Genomic DNA, 22473 nt, shown 5'->3' with positions numbered 1-22473 from the left:
CATGCTCATGCGCGCAGGCTCAGGCCGGTGGCGGGGTCGAACAGGTGGAGGGCGCGGACGGCCAGGGGGAGGCGGTCGCCGCGGGCGACGCCGCTCTGGCTGTCGAGGCAGACGGTCAGCGGGGCGCCGCCGAGGCGGGCGTGGATCTGCAGCTCCGGGCCGAGCAGCTCGACCAGCTCGACGTCGACCACGAGGTCGGGGGCGTCGGCGCGGACCACGAAGTCGTGCGGGCGCACGCCGAGGCTGACCGGTCGGCCAGGTTGGAAGGCGGGCCCGAACGGGGCCGGGTCGCGCACGGCCAGCGTCTGGCCGCCGGGCAGCGCGAGGCCGCCGGCCTCGACCCGGACGCCGTCGAGGAAGTTCATGGCCGGGCTGCCGAGGAAGCCGGCGACGAAGCGGGTCCGCGGGTGCTCGTAGACCTCGCGCGGCGGGCCGACCTGCTCGACGACGCCGCGGTTGAGGACGAAGATCTGGTCGGCCAGCGTCATCGCCTCGACCTGGTCGTGGGTGACGTACACGCTGGTCGCGCCGAGCTGGTCGTGGAGCTTGCGGATCTCGACGCGCACCTGGGCCCGCAGCGCGGCGTCGAGGTTGGACAGCGGCTCGTCGAACAGGAACAGCTGCGGGCGGCGGACGATCGCGCGGCCCATGGCGACGCGCTGGCGCTGGCCGCCGGACAGCGCCCGCGGCAGGCGATCGAGCAGGTGATCGAGGCCGAGCATCGCGCTGACCTCGGCGACGCGGCCGGCGATCGTGGCCGCGTCGGTCTTGCGCAGGTTGAGGCCGAACGCGAGGTTGTCGCGCACCGTGAGGTGCGGGTAGAGGGCGTACGACTGGAACACCATGGCGATGTCGCGGTCGCGCGGGGCGAGCCGGGTGACGTCGCGCTCGCCGAAGCGGATCTCGCCGGAGGTGACCTCCTCGAGGCCGGCCAGGAGGCGCAGCAGCGTGCTCTTGCCGCAGCCGCTGGGGCCGACGAGGACGGCGAAGCCGCCGTCAGGGACGTGGACGTCGACGCCGCGCAGGACCTCGGTGGCCCCGAACCGCTTGACGATCGTGCGCGCAGTGACGGCGACCATCGAGGCGTCAGACGTCCTGCTGCGGGACCAGGAGCATGCCGGAGACCGGCGGGAGGGTGAGGTCGAGGGAACCGCCGGCGCCGACGGTGTACTTCTTGTTGCCGCCGAGGACGTCGACCAGCACCGCGCCCGCGGGCGCCGAGACGGTCATGGTGGTGCCCTCGAACTGGGTGCGGCTGTCGTGGTTCTGGTTGGTGTTGAACACGACCAGCACGTAGTTGTTGCCGGCCTCGCCGCCGGCGCGCTCGAAGGCGAAGATGCCGGCGTCCGACTCGTCGCCGGTGCGCGCGGTCGACCACACGACCTTGGTGTCGCCGCGGCGCAGCGCCGCGAGCTTCTTGCGGTACTCGATCAGCTTCTTGGTGAAGACGAAGGTCGGCCCGGTGGTGTCGAACGCCGGCGGCGCGACGGTGTCACCGAGGTAGGGGTAGGGCCGCCACATGTCCTCGCGGTTGCTCGGGTCGTTGCCGCCGCGGTACTCGAGCTCGGTGCCGTAGTAGAGGCAGGGCACGCCCTCGGCGGTCATGAGCATGAGCAGGGCGTTCTGCAGCATGGCGCGCAGCCGCAGCTCCTTGTCGCGCACCGACTTGCCGGCGAACGCGGGGTGCGCGTCGACGCGCTCGCGGGCGAAGTAGAGGAAGCGCGCGACGTCGTGGTTGTCGATGAAGTTGACGAGGACCTTGTGCGGCGGGATGCCGGCGCTGTCCTTGGGCGCGACGGTGCCGTAGTTGACGGTCTTGTTGGCCCACAGGTTGGCGATCCGGTCGGTCGAGGCGCCGTCCTGGAACACGTCGCGGAACACCTGGTAGTGCTGCGGGAAGTAGAAGGCGCTGTCGAGCTGGTCGCCGGTGATCTTCGGGCCGTCGTCGCACGAGTTCTCGCGCGCGAGCTCCTCGTCGCTCGGCAGGTCGTTCTTGGTGAACGAGCCGACCAGCTCGTCGCGGCCGTCGAAGGCCTCGCCGAACATGAAGAACTTGGTCTTGCCCTGGGCCGCCAGCCGCTGGCGCACCCGCTGGCTGAAGTAGCGCCAGAACTCGCGCTCGACGTGCTTGACCGTGTCGATGCGGAAGCCGTCGGCGTCGGTCAGCTCGATCCACCGCGCGTACGAGTCGACGAACGCCTGCTTGACGTCGCAGCGGGTGGTGTTGACGTCCTTGAGGCCGCCGGGGAAGTCGCCGGTGAGGAGCTGCTGCGGGTCGTCGTAATTGAAGGTGCGGCCCTTGCGGTTGTAGACCTCGGGGTTCTGGAAGATCGGCGGCATCGGCGTGACGTGGCCGCTCTTCGGGTCGAACGGGAACACGATCGGCGCCGGGCCGGCCGGGCCCAGCGAGGTGAAGGCCTGGATCCCCAGCGGGTTGAAGTCGGGGTCGTACTCGGTGATGTGGGTGAAGCCCGACTGGTCGAAGCCGCCCGGCACCGGGGTGCCCTGCGGCCGCGTGCCCGTGCCCTGCAGCAGGATGTCGGGCACGCCGTTGAGGTTCATGTCGTAGAAGAAGAGCTGGCCCATGTGGTTGGCGACGATGTCGATCACCACCAGCATGTCGCGCTCGTGCGCGGCCTGGACGAGGCTGCGCAGGTCGTCGAGGTTGCCGAAGTGGGCGTTCGGCTGGGTCAGGTCGACGGCCCAGTAGCCGTGATAACCGTCGACGTTGGCGTCGGTCTCGATGTTCTTGATGACCGGCGAGATCCACAGGGTGTTGACGCCGAGCTCCTGAATGTAGTCGAGCCGGTTCTCGAGCCCGATCCAGTCGCCGCCGTGGTAGCGGGCCATGTTCTCGCGGTCGAGCAGGTAGTTGTTGCCGTCGTCGCCGTCGTCGAAGCGGTCGATCAGCACCTGGTAGATGACGGCCTCGCGCCAGTCCTCGGCGTGGGTCGAGATCTTGACCGGCTCTTCGAGGGTGTCGAAGTGCAGGCAGCCGGCGGCGGCCAGCAGGGTCGGGGCGAGGGCGAGGAGGCGGCGAGCGGGCATGGTCAGGTCTCCGAGACCGCGTCAGCGGAAGTAGCTGGTGCTCCCGAACCACCACTCGGCGCCGACGCCGATGAAGTGGTCGATGCCTCGCCGGGCGAACACGTCCTCGGCGGGGTAGAACGAGCGCGCGGCGGCGTCGCGCACGGTGAGGAGGTAGATCAGGCGGATGTGCGGGCGCTGGAACGCTCCCGGGCCGCCGGGCGTGATGAACGGGATCAGGCCGAAGCGGCCCATCTGCGCGAACACGGGCTTGAACAGGTTGGGCTCGGCCTCGGTGGCGACGCCGCGCTGCTGGGCCTGATACGAGGCCTCGAGCGCGACGCCGGCGATCTTGGCGAACCACACCTGCGGGCGGGCGATGACGATGCCCTCGTTGAGGTCGTCCCAATCGAGCGAGCGGCTGGCGTTGCGGAACTGGCGATAATAGGAGCCCATCAGCAGGCCGAACGGGCCGCGCTCCCAGTTGCCGCTGAGGGTGACGAGCAACTCGTAGGCGCCGGTGGTCAGGCGATCGGGCCGGAGCTGCCGCGGCGCGTTGAGCTCGCCGTAGGCCGCGAGGCCGCTGGCGAACCGCGCGGTGAGGTTGACGTAGGTGCTGCGCTTGCCGGTGAAGGCGCCGACCTGGGCGCCGCCGACGAAGCCCTTGTCCTTGGGGACGTTCTCGTAGACCTTGCTCTCGACCTCGCGCTGGCCCTCGGGCACGTAGTGCAGCTCGCCGTAGAGGATGCCCTTGACGCCGCCGCTCTCGCCGACCGGCCACACGTGCGTCAGCTTGACGCTGCTGACCAGCTTCTGGCGATCGAGGATCGCGACCTCGGCGGCGCCGAATTGATTGTAGGCCGGCGGGCGCAGGATGGTCTGGCGATAGTACGGATCGGTCGGCTGATTGAGGCCGGCGTGGAACTTGAGCTCGGTGCCGGTCTTGAAGGTGTAGCCGACGCCGCCGCCGATGGTGTTGAGGTTGTCGAGCGGCCAGAAGTCGAGCAGGTAGATGTCGTCGCCGCGGTACATGCGAGAACCTGCCCAAAAGGACAGGCCCTTGACGCCGGCGTTGCGGACCTCGAGGTAGAGGTTGCGGATCGCCAGCGAGGCGGCAAACTGGCCGTTATAGTGGAAGATCGGGTTGGCGAACGCGGTGGTGGCGACGATCCGCGTGTAGGCGCCGGTCGACTTCCAGTAGTCCTCGCGCCGCAGCTCGAGCTCGGCGTAGTTGGCCTCGTCGAGCCGCGAGCCGCGAGCGACGATGTCGCCGTTGCGCCCGGCCCGACCGCCGGCGTCGCCGCCGGCGATGACGCGGCCGTACGAGCCGAAGTGGAAGCCGTCGGCGAGGCCGGGCGGGCTGTTCGGATCGTGCGGGTGCGGGCCGCGGGACGACGGCTTGGCCGGCTTGGGCTCGGGCACCGGCGCCTCCGGCGGCTTCTCGGCGGTGGGCGCCGGCCCGGCGGCGGTCGCCGGGACCGACTCGGGCCGCGGCTCGACGGGGACCGAGCTGTCCTCAGGGCCAGGTTCGGTAGGGCCGGGCTCGGCCGGGGCCGGGGTCACCGGCGGCGTCGAGGCCGTGGGCTGCGAGGTGGTGGGCGGGGCGGCCGGGCTCTGGGCGGCCGCCGCCGGCGAGACGGCGACGCCGAGGAACGCGACGGCGAGGGGCAGGAGAGGACGTAGATCGCGGCGCACGGCGTCGTCGCATTGGTACTCCGAAGCGACGACGGTTGTCGAGCGTGGATCGCGGGCGTCAGCCGAGGCGCTGCTTCAGGGTCTTCAGCAGCTCGCGGTCGCCGGGATCGTCGCTCTCGGCGATCAGGGCCTGCAGCGGCCCGACCGCGGCGTCGTGGGCGACCCGCATGGTCCGGGTCAACTCGGTCGGGGCCCCCTGAGTGTGGACGAACTGCCGCAGCGCATGTCGCCGAGCCTCGGCGCTGCCCTGGGCGAACGCAGGGTTGCTGAACAGGTCGCGATAGCCCTGGTAGGCGGCGTCGAGGTCGCCGCGGCGAAAGTCCGAGGTGATCTGCGCGAGGGCCTGGATCATCTGTTGTGACTGCATGAGTGGCTCCGTGAAACCCGTAGCACCACAAGGCAGACGCGCACGGGGCTGCACGGAGCGGCCGGCCGCGGGTCGCGTCGTGATACGCTGGCGCCGATGCGGAGCCGAGGCACGTCCGCCCGAGTCGCCGCCGCGGCGATCGCGGCCGGGCTCGCTGCATGCGAGGACGCGGCGCCTCCGCGGCGCGACTGCGCGGCGACGGTGTGGGCCCAGCCGCAGCGCCCGGGGGCGACGCTCGAGCTCGTGGGCTCGTGGAACTCGTGGTACGTGCCCGGGATCCCGCTGCGCGCGAGCCGGGAGGACCCGGAGTGGCAGGTGGCCCGCGTGGAGCTGCCGCCGGGCGAATACGGCTACCTGATCGTCGAGGACGGGGTCGACCGCGTCGACGCCCACAACCCGCTGACGACCTTCTGGCAGGAGCAGGACGACCTCGAGGTGTCGCTGCTGCGGATCGCCGACTGTGCGCAGCCGGAGCTGGTGGTCGACGGGGTGACGGCGACGCCGACGGGCGATCTCACGGCGTCGGCGCGGCTGCTGGCGGCCAGCGACGGATCGCCGCTGCAGCGCGCGGAGGCCCGCACGAGCGATGGGTCGGTGGTGCCGGCGACGATCGACGCGGCGAGCGGGGCGATCACGATCGCCCGCGCCGGGCTGCCGCGGGGCAAGCACTCGCTCGAGCTGGTGGCGGTCGACGAGGCCGGCCGCGAGGCGCGGGCGCGGGCGGTCGGATGGGTCGAGCCGGCGGCGGAGCGGCCGCACGAGGGGCTGCTGTATCAGATCATGATCGATCGCTTCCGCGGGCCGGGCGGGGCGCCGCTCGCTCCGCCGGCGAGCCCGGGCGGGCGCGCGGGCGGGACCTTGGCGGGGATCGAGGCGGAGCTCGACGCGATCGAGGCGCTCGGGGCGACGGCGCTGTGGCTGTCGCCGGTGTACGTCAACCCGGTCGAGGCCCGCGAGGGCCGCGGCGACGGGCATCTTTACGAGGGGTACCACGGCTACTGGCCGCTCGACTCGCGCGGGGTGGAGCCGCGGATCGGCGGCGAGGCGGCGCTGCGATCGCTGGTGACGGCCGCGCACGCGCGGGGGCTGCGGGTGCTGCTCGACCTGGTGCCCAACCACGTGTACGAGGACAACCCGCGCTACCGCGAGTCGCAGGCGCAGGACCTCTGGAACATGTCCGATCCGCCATGCGTGTGCGGGCTCGGCGGCTGCGACTGGGGGCGCTACATCCAGACCTGCTGGTTCACGCCGTACCTACCCGATCTGCGGCTCGAGCGGCCGGATGCCCTGCGCTGGGCCTACGAGGACGCGGTGTGGTGGACGGAGACGTTCGACCTCGACGGGCTGCGGGTCGACGCGGTGCCGATGATGCCGCGGGCGGCGACCCGGCGGATCGCGGCGGAGGTGCGCGAGCGGCTGGCGCCGCGCGAGGCGAGCTTCTTCGTCGGCGAGGTGTTCACGGGGCCGGGCGCGTGGGGGATCGAGGTGATCCGCTACTACCTCGGGCCGGACGGGCTCGACAGCGTGTTCGACTTCCCGCTGATGTGGGCGCTGCGCGACGCGATCGCCCACGAGTCGGCCGGGTTCGCGGCGGTCGAGGCGTCGCTCGCGGAGGTCGAGGCCAAGACGGCCGGCAGCGGCGGGACGCTGGCGCGGATGATCGGCAACCACGACGTCACGCGGTTCTTGTCGGAGGCGGCGGGGGGGACGGCATCGGACCCCTGGGCCAGCCCGGAGCCGCAGCCGGAGGCGGCGCTGCCGTTCGAGCGGCAGGCGCTGGCGCTCGGGCTGGTGCTGACGCTGCCCGGGCTGCCGGTGGTGTATTACGGCGACGAGGTCGGGCTGGCCGGCGGGCAGGATCCCGACTGCCGCCGGGTGATGCCGGCGTGGGACGAGCTGTCGCCGCCGCAGGCGAAGCTGCTGGCGACCGCGCGCAAGCTCGGGACGCTGCGGCGCTGCTCGCCGGCGCTGCTCCGCGGGTCGCGGCGGGCGGTGACGGTGACCGCCGACGCGTACGCGTTCGAGCGGGCGACGCCGGCGGGCGAGCGCGCGCTGGTGCTGGTGTCGCGGGCGGGGGAGGGGCGAGCGGTGGCGCTGGCGGACTTCTCCCTCGAGCCAGGCGAGTACGTCGATGCGCTCAGCGGGGAGGCCTTCGCGCTCGGCCCCGGCGCGGCGGTGCCGATGGCGCCGCGCTCGCAGCGGGTGCTGCTGCCCGCCGGCGACCCGTGCCTGTGACGGTGGGCGGAAGGACCTGCTCGGACGGGCATGTTCTCCTGAGCATGGATGAAGGGACATGCTCGCTCGGACATGTCTTCACAGACATGTTCGCACGAGCATCCGCCGCTCGGAGGGGCCCGAACGAGCGGTCGACGTTGCGCGGCGCGAATGCGCGCGGCGAGACGAGGGGGCCTGCGGGATTGCCGATCACCGCCAGCGCGGCAGATTCGGCTCCCTGTGCGAGAATGCGCGGAGTCGCGCGGAGGCGGCGCTTGCGGCGAAATGAAACGTGTTCTAGTGATGTGGAACGCGTTTCAAAGAGGACGACCTCCGTGCTGCAAGCCTTGCTCGACCGTGTCTCGCCGCCCATCGACTCGATCCCGACGCCGCCGCGTTGGCCGGTGTTCGGCCACTTGCCGATGCTGACGCGGCACGGGCTGCTCCCGCTGGTCGAGGAGGCGCGGAAGAAGCACGGCGACTTCTTTCGTCTGGTCGTCGGCAAGCACTCGCTGTTCGTGGCGCTGCACCCCGACGCGGTCGAGCAGATCCTGCTCACCGACAAGGACTCGTACGGCAAGCGCGACACGTATGATTCGATCCGCATGCTGGTGGGCGACGGGATCCTGACCAGCGAGGGCGAGCGGTGGCGGCGCGAGCGGCGGATCGCCCAGCCGTCGTTCAACAAGGGCAGCGTGGCGGCGCTGGCCGGCAAGATGACGCGGCTGACCGAGCGCACGCTCGAGGAGTGGTCCCGGCGCTACCGCGTCGGCGACGAGTTCGACGTGTACTCGGAGCTGCTCGCGCTGGCGATGGAGATCATCGGCGAGACGCTCTTCAGCCTCGACCTGCGCGCCCGGGTGGGCGAGTCGGCGGCGGCGTTCACGGTGGCGCTCGAGCAGGTGTCGGGGCGCGGCAACCAGATGTTGCAGCTGCCGCTGCACTGGCCGACGCCGGGCAACCTGCGCCTGCGCAAGGCGCTGAAGACGCTCGACGAGGTGACGTTCGACATCATCGCGCGCCGGCGGGCGGCCGGCGCGCTCGGCGACGATCTGCTGGCGGCGTACCTCAACGCGCGCGACGAGAACGGCGCGCCGCTCGACCCGCGGCTCGTACGCGACGAGATCGCCACGTTCTTCCTGGCCGGCCACGAGACCACCGCGATCGCGCTGGCGTGGACGTTCTACCTGCTCGGCACGCACCCGGCGGTGTGGGACAAGCTGATCGAGGAGGTCGACCAGCTCGCGGGGCGCGTGCCGACCGCCGAGGACGTGCAGTCGACGCTCGTCTACACCAGGGCGGTGCTGCAGGAGTCGCTGCGGCTGTATCCGCCCACCTGGAGCGGGGGGCGCGACATCGTCGCCGAGACCGAGCTGGCCGGCCACCGGGTGTACCCGGGCGATCGCGTGCTCTACCTGCCGTACCTGATGCACCGCGACGCGCGCTTCTGGGACGACCCGGAGCGGTTCGAGCCGGCGCGGTTCATGCCCGGCCAGCAGCAAGGCCGGCACAAGCTGGCGTACATCCCGTTCAGCGCCGGGCCGCGGATGTGCATCGGCAACCACTTCACGCTGCTCGAGGGCACGCTGGTGCTGGCGATGATCGCCCAGCGGTTCCGCCTGACGCTGAGCGCGCGGGCCCGAATCGCGCAGGAGTTCCAGATCACGATGCGCCCGCGCCACGGGGTCCTCGTTCGCGTCGAGGCCAAGCGTTGACGCCGTCCGCGGGGTTACGTACACCCAGGGGGATGACCGCAGTCCCGCTCCCCGGTGAGCTCACCCTGGTCGACGACCGCGCCCGGAGGATCCTCGACGCCGCGGTCCGTCTCGCCGAGACCGGCGGGTTCTCGGCGGTGCGCCTGCGCGACGTGGCCCAGGCGTCCGGCGTGGCCCTCGGCACGGTCTACAAGCGCTTCCGCAGCAAGGAGGACCTGCTCGTCGGGGTCCTGTCGCTCGAGCTGGTGGGGCTGCGCGAGCGCTTCGCCAGCGAGCCGCTGCAGGGCGAGACCCGGCTCGAGCGGCTGGTCCAGTGCTTCGCCGCGCTGACCGAGACGCTGTGCGCCCGGCCGCACCTCGGCCGCGCGGTGATCCGCTCGGCCGCGACCGGCGAGAACGCGCTGGCCGAGCGGCTGCAGCGGTTCCACACCGCGCTGATGGAGCTGATCGTCGGCGCCATCCGCGGGCGCGACGACGGCCCGGTCAGCGCGCTCGAGCTCGACCGCCTGGCCGTGCTCGAGGACGTGTGGTTCTCGCGCCTGGTCGGCTGGACCGGCGGGCTCCTCAGCCCGGAGATGGTGGTCGATCAGGTGGCCCGCGCGGCCCGGCTGCTGTACCGCGACGACGGCGACGCCTGAGGCCGCGGGCGGCGACCTCGGTCGGCCCTTCGAGCCGCGCGTGCGGGCCGAGCGCACGGACATGACCTTCCGGGCGTGTGCCGATGGACCTGTCCCGGCGAGCATGGGATTGGAGGCATGTCTGAAAGGTCATGTCCCGCGGGACATGCCCACGGTTGCGCGAGTCGGCGGCCTCGGCGAGGGCGCACAGGGCGGAGTCGCAGTGCTGGCCGGCGATCGGGCTGCGGTCGGCGGGCAGGCCGTCGACGCCGGGGAGCCGGGCCCGCTGGGCGGGCGAGCGCAGCAGGTAGACAGGAGCCCCGGCGGTCGCCGCTCGGCGTGCGCGGCGTGATTCAAGACATGCTCGAAAGGACCTTCTCGAAAGGGCATGCCCCTTTAAACATGTTCAGGCGGCCATGCTGGTGCGGGCGGCGTCGGCGAGGAAGTCGACCACCGCGCGCACGCGCGGGGCGAGCAGGCGGCCCTGCGGGAACACGAGGTGGATCGGCAGGCCGGGCTCGGGCTCGTCGGCGAACAGCAGGCGCAGGGCGCCGCGCTTGACGTCGGCGGCGATCGTGACGTCGGGCAGCCAGGCGATGCCCACGCCGGCGAGGGCGAGCTGGCGCAGGGCCTCGTTGCTGTCGGCGGCGAGGGGGCCCTGCGGGACCAGGCGGGCGCCGCCGGGCAGCTCCCACGGGACGCGCCGGCCGCCGCGGAGGATGGCGAGGAGGACGTGGCGGGTCAGCGCCTCGGGCGTGCGCGGGACCCCGTGCGACTTGAGGTAGCCCGGCGTGGCGCAGACGCAGCGGCGCAGGCGGCCGATCCGCCGCTGGACCAGGCGGCCGTCGCCCTCGCCGCCGACGCGCAGGGCGAGGTCGAATTGCTCGGCCTGCAGGTCGACGAAGCGGTCGGCGAGGCCGAGCTCGACGGCGATCTGCGGGTGGGCGCGGTGCAGCGCGGGCAGCCGCGGGACCAGCCAGGCGTGGCCGAGCTCGACCGGCGCGCTGATCCGCACGACCCCGCGCGGCCCGGTCGCGCGCGAGGCCTCCTCGCAGGCGTCGGTGATGTCGTCGAGCGCCCGCTGGACCCGCTCGAACAGGGCCTCGCCCTCGGGCGTGGGCTGCAGGCCCTGACCCGTGCGCACCACCAGCGGCACGCCGAGCTTCTGCTCGAGCCGCGCGACCTGCTTGCTGAAGGCCGAGGGGGTGGTGCCGGCCTCGCGCGCCGCGGCGCTGAAGCTGCCGGCCCGGACGCTGCGCACGAACGCCTGGAGTTGCGGGGTCAGATCCACGAGCTTTGCCTCGAAGGCACAGGGCGTGTGCCAGGAATCGTCCTACCATGCTGCGACGGAACAGACCAGACTCGCGGCACGAGGAGTCGAGATGAAGCGTGCATTCGTGACAGGTGTTTCCGGTTATATCGGCGGCTCGGTGGCGCGGCGGCTGGCGCAGGACGGCTTCGCGGTGGTCGGCCTGGTCCGCGATCCGGCCGCGGCGGCGCGGATCGAGGCGACCGGCGTGCGGCCGGTGCTCGGCGGGCTCGACGACGCGGCGCTGCTGCAGCGGCTGGCCGGCGAGGCCGACGTGGTGATCAACACGGCGGACTCCGATCACCGGCCGGCGATCGAGGCGCTCGTCGCCGGGCTGCGCGGGACCGGCAAGACGCTGATCCACACCAGCGGGTCGTCGATCGTGGCCGACGAGGGCACGGGCGAGTTCTCGGCACGGGTGTTCACCGACGACACGCCGAACACGCCGATCCCCGCCAAGGTCGCGCGCGTGGCGATCGACCGCCGCGTGCGCGAGGCGGCGGGCGAGGGGCTGCGCACCGCGGTGATCTGCCCGACGATGATCTACGGCCGCGGCACCGGCATCAAGCGCGACTCGATCCAGGTGCCGATGCTGATCCGCGCGGCCAAGGAGCGCGGCGCCGGGGTCCACATCGGGCCGGGTCGCAACATTTGGTCGAATGTCCACATCGACGACCTGGTCGACCTGTACGCGCTGGTGCTCGAGAAGGCCGAGCCGGGCAGCTTCTTCTTCGCCGAGAACGGCGAGGCGGCGCTGGCCGACGTCGCGCGATCGATCGGGCGCATGCTCGGGTTCGGCGACCGCACGGTCGAGTGGCCGCTGGTGGACGCGATCGCCGCGCTCGGCGTCGAGGCGGCGAGCCTCGGCCTGGCCTCGAACAGCCGCGTGCGGGCCACCCACGCGCGCGCGCTCGGCTGGCAGCCGCGCCGGATCGGGCTGCTCGAGGACATCGAGCGCGGGAGCTATCGCCAGGACTTCGGGCCGCAGTGAGGCGCGTCGCCTCGGGCCCGGCGGCGCCGGCTGTCCGATCGGCCATGTCCTGAAATGCAGATGATGACGGACGCGCGGGAGGACCCGGGGGTCGCAGCGAGCCCGGCCTTGACGCTCGGGCCGCGATCGGGCCTGCCGGGCCTGCGAGGGCGGGTAGGAGGGGGCCGGAGGCTTGACCCCGGGCGGGCAACGGCGCCATCCTGGGCCCGCGTGGCCCGCTCGCTCCGGATCTTACCTGTCCTTTCGACCCTGTTCGTCGGCTGCACCGATCCGCCGCTGGAGTCGGAGACGACCGCGACGGCGACGATGCCGCCGAGCACGATGCCGTACGACCCGTCGATGGGCGGCGGCGTGACCGGCTACGCGACCGGCGGACAGGAGGAGCCGACCACCGGCCCCGATCCGACGACCGGCGAGCCGCCGCCGCCGATGTGCGACGACGCCCTCAAGCGCTGCGCCTACGAGTTCACGTACCCCGACATGGGCGAGACTTCGGTCGAGGTGATGGGGAGCTTCGCGCCCGACGGCTGGACGAAGGGCGCGGCGATGACGAGCGACGGCAACACCTGGCGGGTGACGGTGCCGATCCCGTGGGACACCGCGGTGCAGTACAAGCTGCGCATCGACGGGTCGATGACGTGGATCCCCGACCCGAACAACCCCGACCAGGTCGACGACGGCTTCGGCGGCTACAACTCGGTGCTGCAGCCGATGACCTGCGAGGAGTTCACCTGCGAGGCGGGCTCGTGCGCGGTCGACCAGGAGGGCGCGTTCGACTGGCGCGACGCGATCATCTACTTCGTGTTCGTCGACCGCTTCAACAACGGCGACCCGGGCAACGACGCGCTGACGGGGGTCGAGACGGCGGCCGACTGGCAGGGCGGCGACTGGGCCGGGGTGACGGCGAAGATCGAGGAGGGCTACTTCAACGAGCTCGGCGTCAACACGCTGTGGCTGACGGTGCCGATGAACAACACGTCGGACGACGGCCTCGGCACCGACGGGCACCTGTACAGCGCGTACCACGGCTACTGGCCGACCGACCTGACGCAGACCGAGGAGCACTTCGGCACGCTGGCCGAGCTGCAGGCGCTGGTGGCGGCGGCCCACGCGGCCGACCTCAAGGTGATCCTCGACTACGCGATGAACCACGTCCACGTCACCGCGCCGGTCTACGCCGACAACCCCGACTGGTTCAACCCGAACGACAACGGCAACGGCGGCGACTGCGTGTGCGGGGCCGGCTGCTCGTGGGACGGGGCCGACGGCGAGCGCTGCTGGTTCACCGACTACCTGCCCGACTTCAACTTCAGCAACCAGGCGGCCCGCGACTACTCGGTGAACAACGCGATCCAGTGGATCAAGGACACCGGCGCCGACGGGTTCCGCCTCGACGCGGTCAAGCACATCAAGATCGAGTGGCTGACCGACCTGCGCGCGCGCGTGAAGGCCGACATCGAGCCGATGTCGGGCCAGCACTTCTACATGGTCGGCGAGACGTTCACGGGCGACAAGCCGACGATCAACAAGTACGTCGGCTGCGACAAGCTCGACGGCCAGTTCGACTTCCCGCTGCGCATGCAGATGGCCTACAACGTGCTGATGCGCCAGGGCACGATGACGGAGCTGGCCGACTTCTTCGACGGCAACAACAACTATTACAACGGCGGCGCGGCGGTGATGAGCACGTTCATCGGCAATCACGACATCCCGCGCGCGATCCACCTGGCCGAGGACACGCCGGTGTGGAACAACCAGTGGGCCGACGGCAAGGACAAGGCGTGGAACGACAAGCCCGGCCTGCCCGGCGGCGCGGCGGCGTTCGAGCGGCTCGGCCTGTCGTTCACGATCCTGTACACGACCCTCGGCGCGCCGCTCGTCTACTACGGCGACGAGGTCGGGATGCCCGGCGCCGGCGACCCCGACAACCGCCGCTTCATGCAATGGACCAATTACTCGAGCGGGCAGAGCTGGCTCCTGGGCCATATCCAGGATCTCGGGGCCAGCCGCGCCGCTCACCCGGCGCTCCGCCGCGGCTCGTACACCCGCCTCGGCGCCGACGCCGACACGATGGCCTACTCGATGGCCGGCGAGGGCGAGACGGTGTGGGTCGCCCTCAACCGCAGCGACGCCGCCAAGTCGGTCGGCGGGCTGCCGGCGATGGCGCTCAAGGACGAGCTCTCCGGCGAGACGATCGACGGGCCGACGGTGATGGTGCCGGCCCGCTCGGCGCGGATCCTCGTCGCCCCGTGATGATGGGACATGTCCCTCGGGACATGTCTCGAAGTGCCGCCCGGTCTCGAGCGGCGCGCGAAGATCGTCGGCGTCGCGGCCGCCGCCCGCGGCGAGCCTGGCGCCGCGCGGCGGCGCGAGCGAGGCTCCACGCCGCTCGCCGTGCGTGATCGCAGCGACGCGTCGCGGGCCCGCACGGGCAGGCGGCGGGGAGCGCGGCCGGGTTTGCAATAGCTGGCTCGAAGGACAGGTATCGACATTGCCGGGCCGCCGGCCGCAGCGGGGTCCGGCGGGCGCAGACGGGCGGGCGGGCGGTCACTGGCGCGGGCGCGGTCCTCGGCCATACGCCTTACCATGCCGCTCCGCCGACCCCGAATCCTGCTGATCTCGCTGGGCGCCCTGGCCCTGCTGCTGGCCGGGGCCAAGGTCGCGGTGTTGGCCGCAGGGCCTTCGGGGCCGAAGCCCGCGACGGAGGCGACGCGGCGGGTCCATGCGGCGCTGCTGCAGCAATTGCCGTTCGCCGACCGCTCGGACTTCGAGGACGCCGAGCGCGGGCTGATCGCGCGCCCGCACACGCTGACGATCACCGACGCCGACGGCAACGTGGTGTGGGACCTCGAGCCCTTCAAGAAGTTCATCCGCCGCGACGCGCCGGCGCCCGAGACGGTCAACCCGAGCCTGTGGCGGCAGGCCCAGCTCAACCTGATCTACGGGCTGTTCAAGGTGACGGAGCGGATCTACCAGGTCCGCGGGTTCGACCTGGCGAACATCACGTACATCAAGGGCGACCGCGGGTGGATCGTGCTCGACCCACTGCTGACGATCGAGTCGGCGAAGGCCGCGCACGCGCTGGTGAAGCAGCACCTCGGCGACCGGCCGATCGTCGCTGTGATCTACAGCCATTCGCACCCCGATCACTACGGCGGGGTGCGCGGGCTGGTCGACGAGGCCGACGTGCGCTCCGGTCGGGTGCGGATCATCGCCCCGGAGGGCTTCATGGCCCACGCGGTCAGCGAAATGGTGCTCGCCGGCGCGGCGATGAGCCGGCGCGCGGCGTACATGTACGGGATGTTCCTCCCGCGTGACGCCCAGGGCAACGTGGGCAGCGGCCTCGGGATCGCCAACGCGTCGGGGACGGTGTCGCTCCTCGCGCCGACGCAGACGATCGACAAGACCGGCCAGGAGCTGACGATCGACGGGGTGAAGATGGTGTTCCAGCTGACGCCCGGCACCGAGGCGCCGGCCGAGATGAACACCTACTTCCCGCAGTTCAAGGCGATGTGGATGGCGGAGAACGCGACCCACACCCTGCACAACATCCAGACGCTGCGCGGGGCGCCGGTCCGCGACGCGCTGGCGTGGTCCAAGTACCTCCAGCAGACGATCGAGCTGTACGGCGACGGGATCGAGGTCAAGTTCCAGTCCCACCACTGGCCGATGTGGGGCCAGAAGAAGGTGCGCGACTACCTCGAGCGGCAGCGCGACCTCTACAAGTACATCCACGATCAATCGCTGCACATGCTCAACTTCGGCTACATCGGCACCGAGATCGCCGAGTACCTGCAATTGCCGCCGGCGCTGGCGCAGTACTGGCCGAACCGCGGCTATTACGGGACGGTCCGCCACAACGCGCGGGCGGTGTACGACCGCTACATGGGTTTTTACACGGGCAACCCGTCGGACCTCGACGAGCTGCCGCAGGAGCCGGCGGCCCGCCGGTACGTCGAGTACATGGGCGGCGAGGCGGCGGTGATCGAGCGCGCCCGCGCCGACTTCGCGCGCGGCGAGTACCGCTGGGTGGCGCAGGTGCTGCGGCACGTGGTGTTCGCCAACCCCGACAGCGCGGCCGGCAAGGAGCTGCTGGCGGACGCGTACGAGCAGCTCGGCTACCAGGCCGAGTCGGGGCCGTGGCGCTCGGAGTACCTGCAGGGCGCCTACGAGCTGCGCCACGGCGTGCCCGAGGCCCAGCCGCCCGACCCGAGCGGCCGCGACACGCTGCGCGCGCTGCCGCCGTCGCTGCTGTTCGACTACCTGGCGGTCCGCCTCAACGGGGCGCGCGCGGCCGCGAAGACGCTGAAGCTCGACGTCGAGCTCACGGACGTGAAGGAGCGCTACGAGCTGACGATCGACCGCGGGGTGATGAACTACGCCCGCCGCGCGGCCGAGGTCCCGGGCGCCGACGCGGCCCTGACCCTGCAGAAGCTGACCCTGATCGAGCTGCAGCTCGGGCAGACGACGATCGAGCAGGCGATCGCGGCCCGGTCGCTCAAGCTGCGCGGCGACCGGGCGGCCGTCGAGGAGTTCTTCGGCCTGCTCGACCGCTTCCCGCCGACGTTCAACATCGTCACGCCGTGAGGGACATGTCGTCCAGGGCATGACCTTGAGGACATGCTCGCCGGGGCATGTTCGTGCGGCCAGGTCACGCCTGCGCGGCCCGGCTGCGCCGCAGCAGCGGCCAGCTGACGAGCACGAGCACGGCGAACGAGGCGGTCATGACGAGGCGCGAGCTGAGGACGAACAGCGCGATCGCGGCGTCGTCGGCCCCGACCCACTTGAAGCCGCCGACCCATCCGGCCTCCTGGATCCCCAGCGCCCCCGGCGTGAAGCCGAGCATGCCCGCGAGCTGCCCGACCGGGGTGGCGGCGGCGATCTGGAAGAAGCTGAAGTCGACGCCGATCCCGGCCGCGGTCGACCAAAACAGCAGCATGGCCGAGAGGTAGCGCAGCAGGCTGTAGACGCCGATCTGCACGGCCAGGCGGCGGTCCACCACGGGCGGGTCGAGCTCGGGGTCGTCGACGGCGACGCGGCGCAGGCGGGCCCGCAGGGCGCGGGCGGCCGCGTAGGTCCGCAGGGCCAGGCGCGTCAGCGGGGCCAGGCACACCGCGGCGAGCGCGGCGAACACCAGGCACACGCCGGCGAACGAGCCGGCCGCCTCGGCGGGCGTGAAGCCGCCGCGCCAGGCGACCAGGGCCCAGGCGAGCAGCATGACCGGCAGCACGAGGTCGAACACGCGCTCGAGCACGGCCTGGGTGATCGCGTGGCCGAGGCCGCGCTGCGAGCCGGCGGCCCGCAGGGCGACGCCGCGGCCGACGATGTCCATGACGAACGCGGAGCTGACCTGGCCGAGGATCTTGGTCAGCGCGAGGCTGTGGAAGTAGGCGACGAGCGGCAGGCGGTTGCCGCCCATCGCCTCGGCCATCAGCCGCCAGCGCGCGCTGGTGACGAGGGTGGCGGCGAAGGTCGCCAGCAGGCACACGCCGAGCCAGCCCGGCCGCAGCTCGGCCCGCGCGAACGCGGCCCGCAGCTCGTCGCCGCCCGGCACCAGCCACCACACCAGCCCGGCGAGCAGGCCGAGGCCGAGCAGCAGCTTGAGCGCGGCGCGCACCCGCGGGCTCACGCGCGGCCTCTCCTCGGGGACATGTCCGAATGGACCTGGTGGAACGGGCAGAGAGGAAGGGACATGTGCGAAGGGCTAGACGCCGGCGGGGCCGGCCGCGGGCGGGCGGAGGTCGAGGGCGGCGCGCCAGCCGAGGCGCAGGCGCAGGCTGGCGGCGATGCCGAGCGCGGCGATCATGGCGAGCTGGCAGGTGTAGAGGAAGAAGGCGTAGGTCGAGCCGCCGGCGCGGACGACGTCGGGCGGGAGGAACAGGCCGAGGCCGGCGGCGACGCCGAGCTGGAAGGTGCCGACGTGCGCGGGGGGGCCCGGCACGAGCAGGGTGAGGTTGAGGACGGCGAGCACGGCGAGCGCCTCGAGCAGGCCGAGGTCGAGGCCGCAGGCGCGCGCGAGCAGGGCCATGCCGAACACGTTGGTGGCCCAGTAGGCGAGGGTGCCGATCAGGAACAGCAGCAGCGGCCGCAGGGAGGGCAGGGCGCGCAGACCGTCGGCGAGGCCGCGGGCGACGTCGGCGAGGACGGCGGCCGGCCGCGCGGCGATCCGCCCGAGCCCGCGGCGCAGCAGCAGCTCGAGCGCGGCCGGCCAGCGGGCGAGCACGACGAGGACGGCGAGGGCGGTCGCAAACAGGGCGAAGGCGCCGGTGCAGGCGGCGTAGAGGCCGGTCAGGGCCGGGACGTCGGGGGCGCCGGCGGCGGCGACGAAGAAGGCCGCGCACACGCACAGGCCGTCGACGACGCGCTCGATGGCGACGGTGCCGAGCAGCTGACTGGCCGGGATGCCGCTGCGCCGCGCGAGCAGGGCCGGGCGCACCAGCTCGCCGAGCCGCCACGGCAAGGCGACGATCCACAGCGCGCCCGCGAGCCCGACGAGCATGACGTCGCCGAAGCGAACCTGTCCCAAAGGTCTGACGAGGAACCACCACCGGGCCGAGCGCAAGAAGGCGTACAGCAGCAGGGTGGCGAGGTAGGCCGGCAAGCCCCAGGCGGCGATCTCGAGCTCGTCCGGCACGGGGTCGAGCTGTCGCTGGACCAGCCACAGCGCGAGGCCGGTGATCACCAGCGACAGGCCGACGCGCAGCCACGCGCGCGCGGGCGCAGGCGCGGCGGTCGGCGCTGGGGCGGGCGAGGCGGTCACGCCGGCGAGAGTGCCCCGGGCGGCCGCGAATGTCAGGACCCTGGTTCGGACCCGCCGACGATCGCCGGCCGGCGCCGTGGAGACGGCTCACGCGGCGCGCCGGGGCGGCGATCCGGCTCGCTTCGGCCGGGCCGCACCCACGCGGCGGCACGAGGGAGGCGCCGCGCTCGCCGGCGAGGTGATGCACTCGCCCGGGCCGGTCGTGGAACGTCGGCCGACCCAACGCGAAGAGCGGCGCAGGGCGCCGCTCCGGAGTGATGCAGGTTGTCGATACCGGGCGGCCGGCGGCCGCGACGGCTCACTTCTTCTTCGCGCTGCGGAAGCGGCTCAGGTCGCTGGGCAGATCGGCGACCGAGGGGAAGCTCTTCTCGGGGTGCAGCTTGCGGGCGCGCTCGAGCAGGGTCTCCTCGCTCTCGCGGCGCTCGGGGTCGGGGACGCAGCACTCGACCGGGCACACGGCCTGGCAGGCCTCGTAATCGTGGAACCCGACGCACTCGGTGCAGAGGTTGGGGTCGATGACATACCGGTCGTCGCCCTCCGAGATCGCCTCGTTGGGGCACTCCGGCTCGCACGCGCCGCAGTTGATGCACTCTTCAGTGATGTGGGTCGCCATGGGTAAAATTGGGCTCCTTCCGGGCCGGGGCCACGCGCCCGCAGTGTGCCACGCCTGGACGGCGGCGGCGCAGGGGGTGTGGGGCGCGACATGTGACCTTGCGTCAAGATCGCGCGCGGCCCCGCGGGGCCGCCGCCGTCAGGCCTGAAGGAGCGCCTCGATGTCACGGCGCAGGTCCCGGAAGCCCGCGAGCACGCGTTCGGCCTCGGCGGTGCGGGCCTCGTCGTCCCCCTGCGCGGGCTCGGAGACGACCGCCAGCACGTAGGCGCCGCCGACGAACGCGCAGCAGAGGCGCCCGTGACTTGCCTCAATCAAGATCTCACAGGGCCCCCGGCTGCGATCTTGGAACCAAGAACTCAGCCGCTCGGCGGCCCGGTCGAGCTGGGCGCCGAGGATCTGGACCTCCAGGGCGGTGGTGCGGGCCTCGTCGAAGGCGAGGTCGACGGCGTCGCCCTGGTCGTCGCTGAGCACCGCCCCGCGCGCGGCGGCCTCTCGCGTGATGTAGTCGGCCAACACGCGGCCGAACTCGCTGAACCCGGAAAAAATCTCGGCCATGCAGGTGCGGCCATATTGCGCTGACGGGCTACATCTCGTCATCGCTGCCGGTGCAGGCGGCGATTCCGAGCGCGGTCTGGTACGCGCAGGTGGCGTCGACCAGGCGCTGGCTGACCTCCATGGCGGCCGCCTCGTCCTCGCCGGTGCGCACCAGCTCGGCGTACTCCTCCCAGTCGGAGAGGTAGGCCTCGGTGTTCATCATCGCCGAACCCATCCCGGCGACGATGAGCTTGGCATAGGTGCGCCCCTCGACGGCGCCCTTGTAGCTGGCGGGGATCCCGAGGCCCTCCATGAAGGCCTGGTCGGCGTAGTTGCGGGTCCGCTTGGCGAACGCCTTGTCCATCTCGATGGCGATCAGCGTGCCGCTGATCATCGCCGGGTCGCCGGCCAGCATGCCCTCGATGACGGCGATGCCGGGGGTGTTGCGGCCCTCCAGGCGGTCGCGCACGATCCCGAACACGCCGAGCGCGCGCGCGGCCGGGGTGGCGTCCATCGCCATCGAGGCGCCGATCGCCTGGCCGACGATGTCGCGGTGGGCCGCCCGGTACAGCGTTTTCTCGATGATCTGCTTCGACGGGGGGATCCGCCAGTCGTCGATCGCGGTGGCGGGGGCCTCGCCGCTGATGCCGTCGTGGCCGGCGGCGAAGGCGGCGTCGATGTCGGCGGCCATCGGGTCGCCGGCGCCCTCCCAGCCCTGGGCCTGGGCCCGCTCGACGAGGCTCCGCAGGCCGCCGTCCCACACGCAGTGGGCCTCGTCCCAGGCGGCGTACTTGTCCTCGGCGCCGGTCTCGACGGCCGAGAGGTTGGCCCGCAGGTGGAACATCAGGCTGGTGTACAGGTGGCCCTCGGCGAGCGCGGCTCCGGGGCCGTCGGCGTCGGCGAGCGCGGCCGTGATGGCGCTGTCGTCGTCGCGCATGTTCGCGGTGTCGAGCGACTGCACGTAGACCTTGAGCGCGTCGGTGTAGGCGGCCGTGGCGCCGGCGGCGTCGGCGTCGGCGGTGGCGGCGAAGAACGCCGCGGCGCCCGCCATCGCGTCCTGGCAGGCCTGGCTGGCGTGGTCGCCGAGGGTGTGCGGGTTCAGGTCCCCGCCGGGCTCACCGGTGGTGCCGGCGGTCGGCTCGTCCTCGGTGGTCGTCGGCCCCGCCGTCTCGGTGCCCTCGGTCGCCGGCTCGTCGGTGGTCGGCCCGGCCGTCGAGGCGTCGGTGGTGCTGTCGGTCTCCGCTTCGTTGCCGGGACAGGCGGCGAGACCGAGCGAGAGGGCGAGGAGGGGAAGGCTGCGCAGACGCATGAAAGTCTCCTGATGGGCCGCTTTGGGCCGAACGGCGCCGGTCATAATGAAAAGGAAAATCATTTGCAAGGTCATTTCTTTCCTGTCTCTTGGGGAGAGTTCCTCGCTTGACCCCCGGGGGACTGCGGTGCTACAGAACCCGCAAAATGAAAACGATTTTCAATATTGCCCTCGCCGGCATGGCGACGGTCGCGTGGGGCTGCGTGGGCTTCGAGCCGATGCAGCCGGACACGTTCGAGGGCGACGGGCTGCCGCCGGAGGTCGACCTCTGCGAGGGCTGTCCCGAAGACCAGCCGCTCCGCGGCGAGCTGATGCTGATCGTCAATACCAAGCCGACCGACGGCGGGGCGAACTTCCAGTCCAACTTCCCGCTCGACGACAAGGGCCGGTTCGTCGGCAACGCGCTGTACCTGTACGACCCGTCGAAGCGCTGCGACGGCGAGGGCGGCTGCCTGGCCAAGCTCGGCAACCTGTGGCTCGACGAGAAGATGGGCCCGATCTCGATGGCCGACACGTCGCTGATGCGGTTCACCGTGCGCGACCTGGCCTGGCACGCCGACCAGGGGCTGTGGGGCCTCAGCTACGACCCGCTCAACGACGAGTGGGGCCTGATGACCCTCGGCGTGCCCGACTGGACCCGCGCCGACAACCGCATCGAGAGCGTCCGCTACGCCTTTAAGTACGGCGACGTGCAGGACCCGGCGACCGACGCCTGCTACTGGCGCCAGAGCATGACCGGGCTCGAGTTCGTCGGCGACTCGCTGTTCGCCGCCTCGGCCGGCAAGCCCGGCAACGGCCTCGACGCCCGCGGGGCGCTGTTCCTGCTCGACCCCGGGTTCCTGGCCGCGCCCAAGCACTGCGTGCTGCCGAGCGACATCAGCCAGGACCCGGCCTACTACGCCTGCGACCCGATCTGCTCGGTCCACGCCCAGTTCGACGAGAAGGTGGGTGTCTCCGGGGACATGGCCCCCGGGCCAGACGGTGACGTGCTCGCGCTGGTCCGCGGCGAGATGTCCGAGACGTTCCCCGAGGGGCGTCACGAGCTGCTGCGGGTCGCGGCGACCGGCGAGCTGCCGGAGCCGCGCGCGTACGGGCCGTTCATCGACGACATCCCGGCCGGCTTCGAGATCGAGGGGCTGGCGCGGGTCCAGGGCGCGCTCTACGGCGTCGGCATCGGCGGCACGGTCTACAAGATCACCGAGCCGACGGCCGAGGCGCCCGGGTCGTGGAAGTTCGCGGTCCACGACGAGCTCGGGCCGCTGTTCACCGATCCCGATCGCAGCCTGCGGATCCGCGGGGCCACGGCCGTCGTCGTGCCCTGA

The 22473-nt window shown here is 72.1% G+C and carries 17 protein-coding genes; 7 read left to right on the top strand and 10 right to left on the bottom strand.

Annotation, left to right across the window (positions count from 1 at the left end):
- Window positions 1-5: 5 nt before the first annotated feature.
- Genes NAEX_RS02020 through NAEX_RS02005 form a run of 4 tightly spaced genes read right to left on the bottom strand, consistent with a single transcriptional unit; the run spans window position 6 to window position 5089 of the window.
- A complete protein-coding gene (locus tag NAEX_RS02020; RefSeq protein WP_096325836.1) occupies window positions 6-1079 on the bottom strand; it encodes an ABC transporter ATP-binding protein in 1074 nt (357 codons plus the stop codon).
- 7 nt (window positions 1080-1086) lie between these two features.
- Window positions 1087-3048: an alpha-amylase family glycosyl hydrolase gene (locus NAEX_RS02015; RefSeq protein ID WP_096325835.1), complete on the bottom strand. Its 1962-nt coding sequence runs from the start codon at window positions 3046-3048 to the stop codon at window positions 1087-1089.
- Window positions 3049-3069: 21 nt separating this feature from the next.
- Window positions 3070-4722, bottom strand: coding sequence for a carbohydrate porin (locus tag NAEX_RS02010; RefSeq protein WP_096325834.1), 1653 nt, complete (start codon window positions 4720-4722; stop codon window positions 3070-3072).
- Window positions 4723-4780: 58 nt separating this feature from the next.
- The gene (locus NAEX_RS02005) at window positions 4781-5089 is read right to left on the bottom strand and encodes a hypothetical protein (RefSeq protein WP_143141199.1); all 309 of its coding nucleotides are present in this window, start codon (window positions 5087-5089) and stop codon (window positions 4781-4783) included.
- Window positions 5090-5185: 96 nt separating this feature from the next.
- Between NAEX_RS02005 and NAEX_RS02000 the strand changes: the two genes are divergently transcribed.
- From NAEX_RS02000 to NAEX_RS01990, 3 genes are all read left to right on the top strand, one after another.
- Entirely contained in the window at window positions 5186-7324 is a 2139-nt protein-coding gene (locus tag NAEX_RS02000) for an alpha-amylase family glycosyl hydrolase (protein WP_096325832.1), read from the top strand.
- A 314-nt stretch (window positions 7325-7638) separates the two neighbouring features.
- Window positions 7639-9018, top strand: a complete 1380-nt coding sequence (locus tag NAEX_RS01995; RefSeq protein WP_170135381.1) for a cytochrome P450 — start codon at window positions 7639-7641, stop codon at window positions 9016-9018.
- A 32-nt stretch (window positions 9019-9050) separates the two neighbouring features.
- Window positions 9051-9656: a TetR/AcrR family transcriptional regulator gene (locus tag NAEX_RS01990; protein ID WP_096325830.1), complete on the top strand. Its 606-nt coding sequence runs from the start codon at window positions 9051-9053 to the stop codon at window positions 9654-9656.
- A gap of 385 nt (window positions 9657-10041) precedes the next feature.
- Here NAEX_RS01990 and NAEX_RS01985 read toward each other — a convergent pair whose 3' ends face one another.
- A complete protein-coding gene (locus NAEX_RS01985) occupies window positions 10042-10926 on the bottom strand; it encodes a LysR family transcriptional regulator (RefSeq protein ID WP_245913574.1) in 885 nt (294 codons plus the stop codon).
- 91 nt (window positions 10927-11017) lie between these two features.
- Here NAEX_RS01985 and NAEX_RS01980 point away from each other — a divergent pair, with 91 nt between their 5' ends.
- The 3 genes from NAEX_RS01980 to NAEX_RS01970 all read left to right on the top strand — a co-directional run bounded on the left by NAEX_RS01980 (window position 11018) and on the right by NAEX_RS01970 (window position 16522).
- Window positions 11018-11935: an NAD-dependent epimerase/dehydratase family protein gene (locus tag NAEX_RS01980; RefSeq protein ID WP_096325829.1), complete on the top strand. Its 918-nt coding sequence runs from the start codon at window positions 11018-11020 to the stop codon at window positions 11933-11935.
- A gap of 210 nt (window positions 11936-12145) precedes the next feature.
- Window positions 12146-14188 (top strand): alpha-amylase family glycosyl hydrolase, encoded by a 2043-nt coding sequence (locus NAEX_RS01975; RefSeq protein ID WP_170135380.1) that lies wholly within the window; start codon window positions 12146-12148, stop codon window positions 14186-14188.
- Between the two features lie 333 nt (window positions 14189-14521).
- Window positions 14522-16522, top strand: coding sequence for an alkyl/aryl-sulfatase (locus NAEX_RS01970; protein ID WP_096325827.1), 2001 nt, complete (start codon window positions 14522-14524; stop codon window positions 16520-16522).
- 64 nt (window positions 16523-16586) lie between these two features.
- Here the strand turns inward: NAEX_RS01970 and NAEX_RS01965 are convergent, their stop codons facing one another.
- The 5 genes from NAEX_RS01965 to NAEX_RS49440 form a co-directional block, all read right to left on the bottom strand.
- Complete coding sequence (locus NAEX_RS01965; protein WP_170135379.1) at window positions 16587-17564, bottom strand: lysylphosphatidylglycerol synthase transmembrane domain-containing protein; 978 nt, start codon at window positions 17562-17564, stop codon at window positions 16587-16589.
- A 75-nt stretch (window positions 17565-17639) separates the two neighbouring features.
- Window positions 17640-18695, bottom strand: a complete 1056-nt coding sequence (locus NAEX_RS01960; protein WP_170135378.1) for a lysylphosphatidylglycerol synthase transmembrane domain-containing protein — start codon at window positions 18693-18695, stop codon at window positions 17640-17642.
- Window positions 18696-18993: 298 nt separating this feature from the next.
- Window positions 18994-19308 (bottom strand): YfhL family 4Fe-4S dicluster ferredoxin, encoded by a 315-nt coding sequence (locus tag NAEX_RS01955; protein WP_096325824.1) that lies wholly within the window; start codon window positions 19306-19308, stop codon window positions 18994-18996.
- A 138-nt stretch (window positions 19309-19446) separates the two neighbouring features.
- Window positions 19447-19863 carry a hypothetical protein gene (locus NAEX_RS01950; protein ID WP_096325823.1) on the bottom strand — a complete coding sequence of 139 codons (417 nt, stop codon included), beginning with the start codon at window positions 19861-19863 and terminating at the stop codon, window positions 19447-19449.
- 28 nt (window positions 19864-19891) lie between these two features.
- A complete protein-coding gene (locus NAEX_RS49440; RefSeq protein WP_096325822.1) occupies window positions 19892-21151 on the bottom strand; it encodes a hypothetical protein in 1260 nt (419 codons plus the stop codon).
- Between the two features lie 146 nt (window positions 21152-21297).
- Here NAEX_RS49440 and NAEX_RS01940 point away from each other — a divergent pair, with 146 nt between their 5' ends.
- Window positions 21298-22473 carry a hypothetical protein gene (locus NAEX_RS01940; protein ID WP_143141198.1) on the top strand — a complete coding sequence of 392 codons (1176 nt, stop codon included), beginning with the start codon at window positions 21298-21300 and terminating at the stop codon, window positions 22471-22473.

Source organism: Nannocystis exedens (assembly GCF_002343915.1).
Taxonomy (GTDB): Bacteria; Myxococcota_A; Polyangia; order Nannocystales; family Nannocystaceae; genus Nannocystis; species Nannocystis exedens.
The sequence above is the reverse complement of the archived record's forward strand: the minus strand, read 5'-3'. Positions and strand labels throughout refer to the sequence as shown.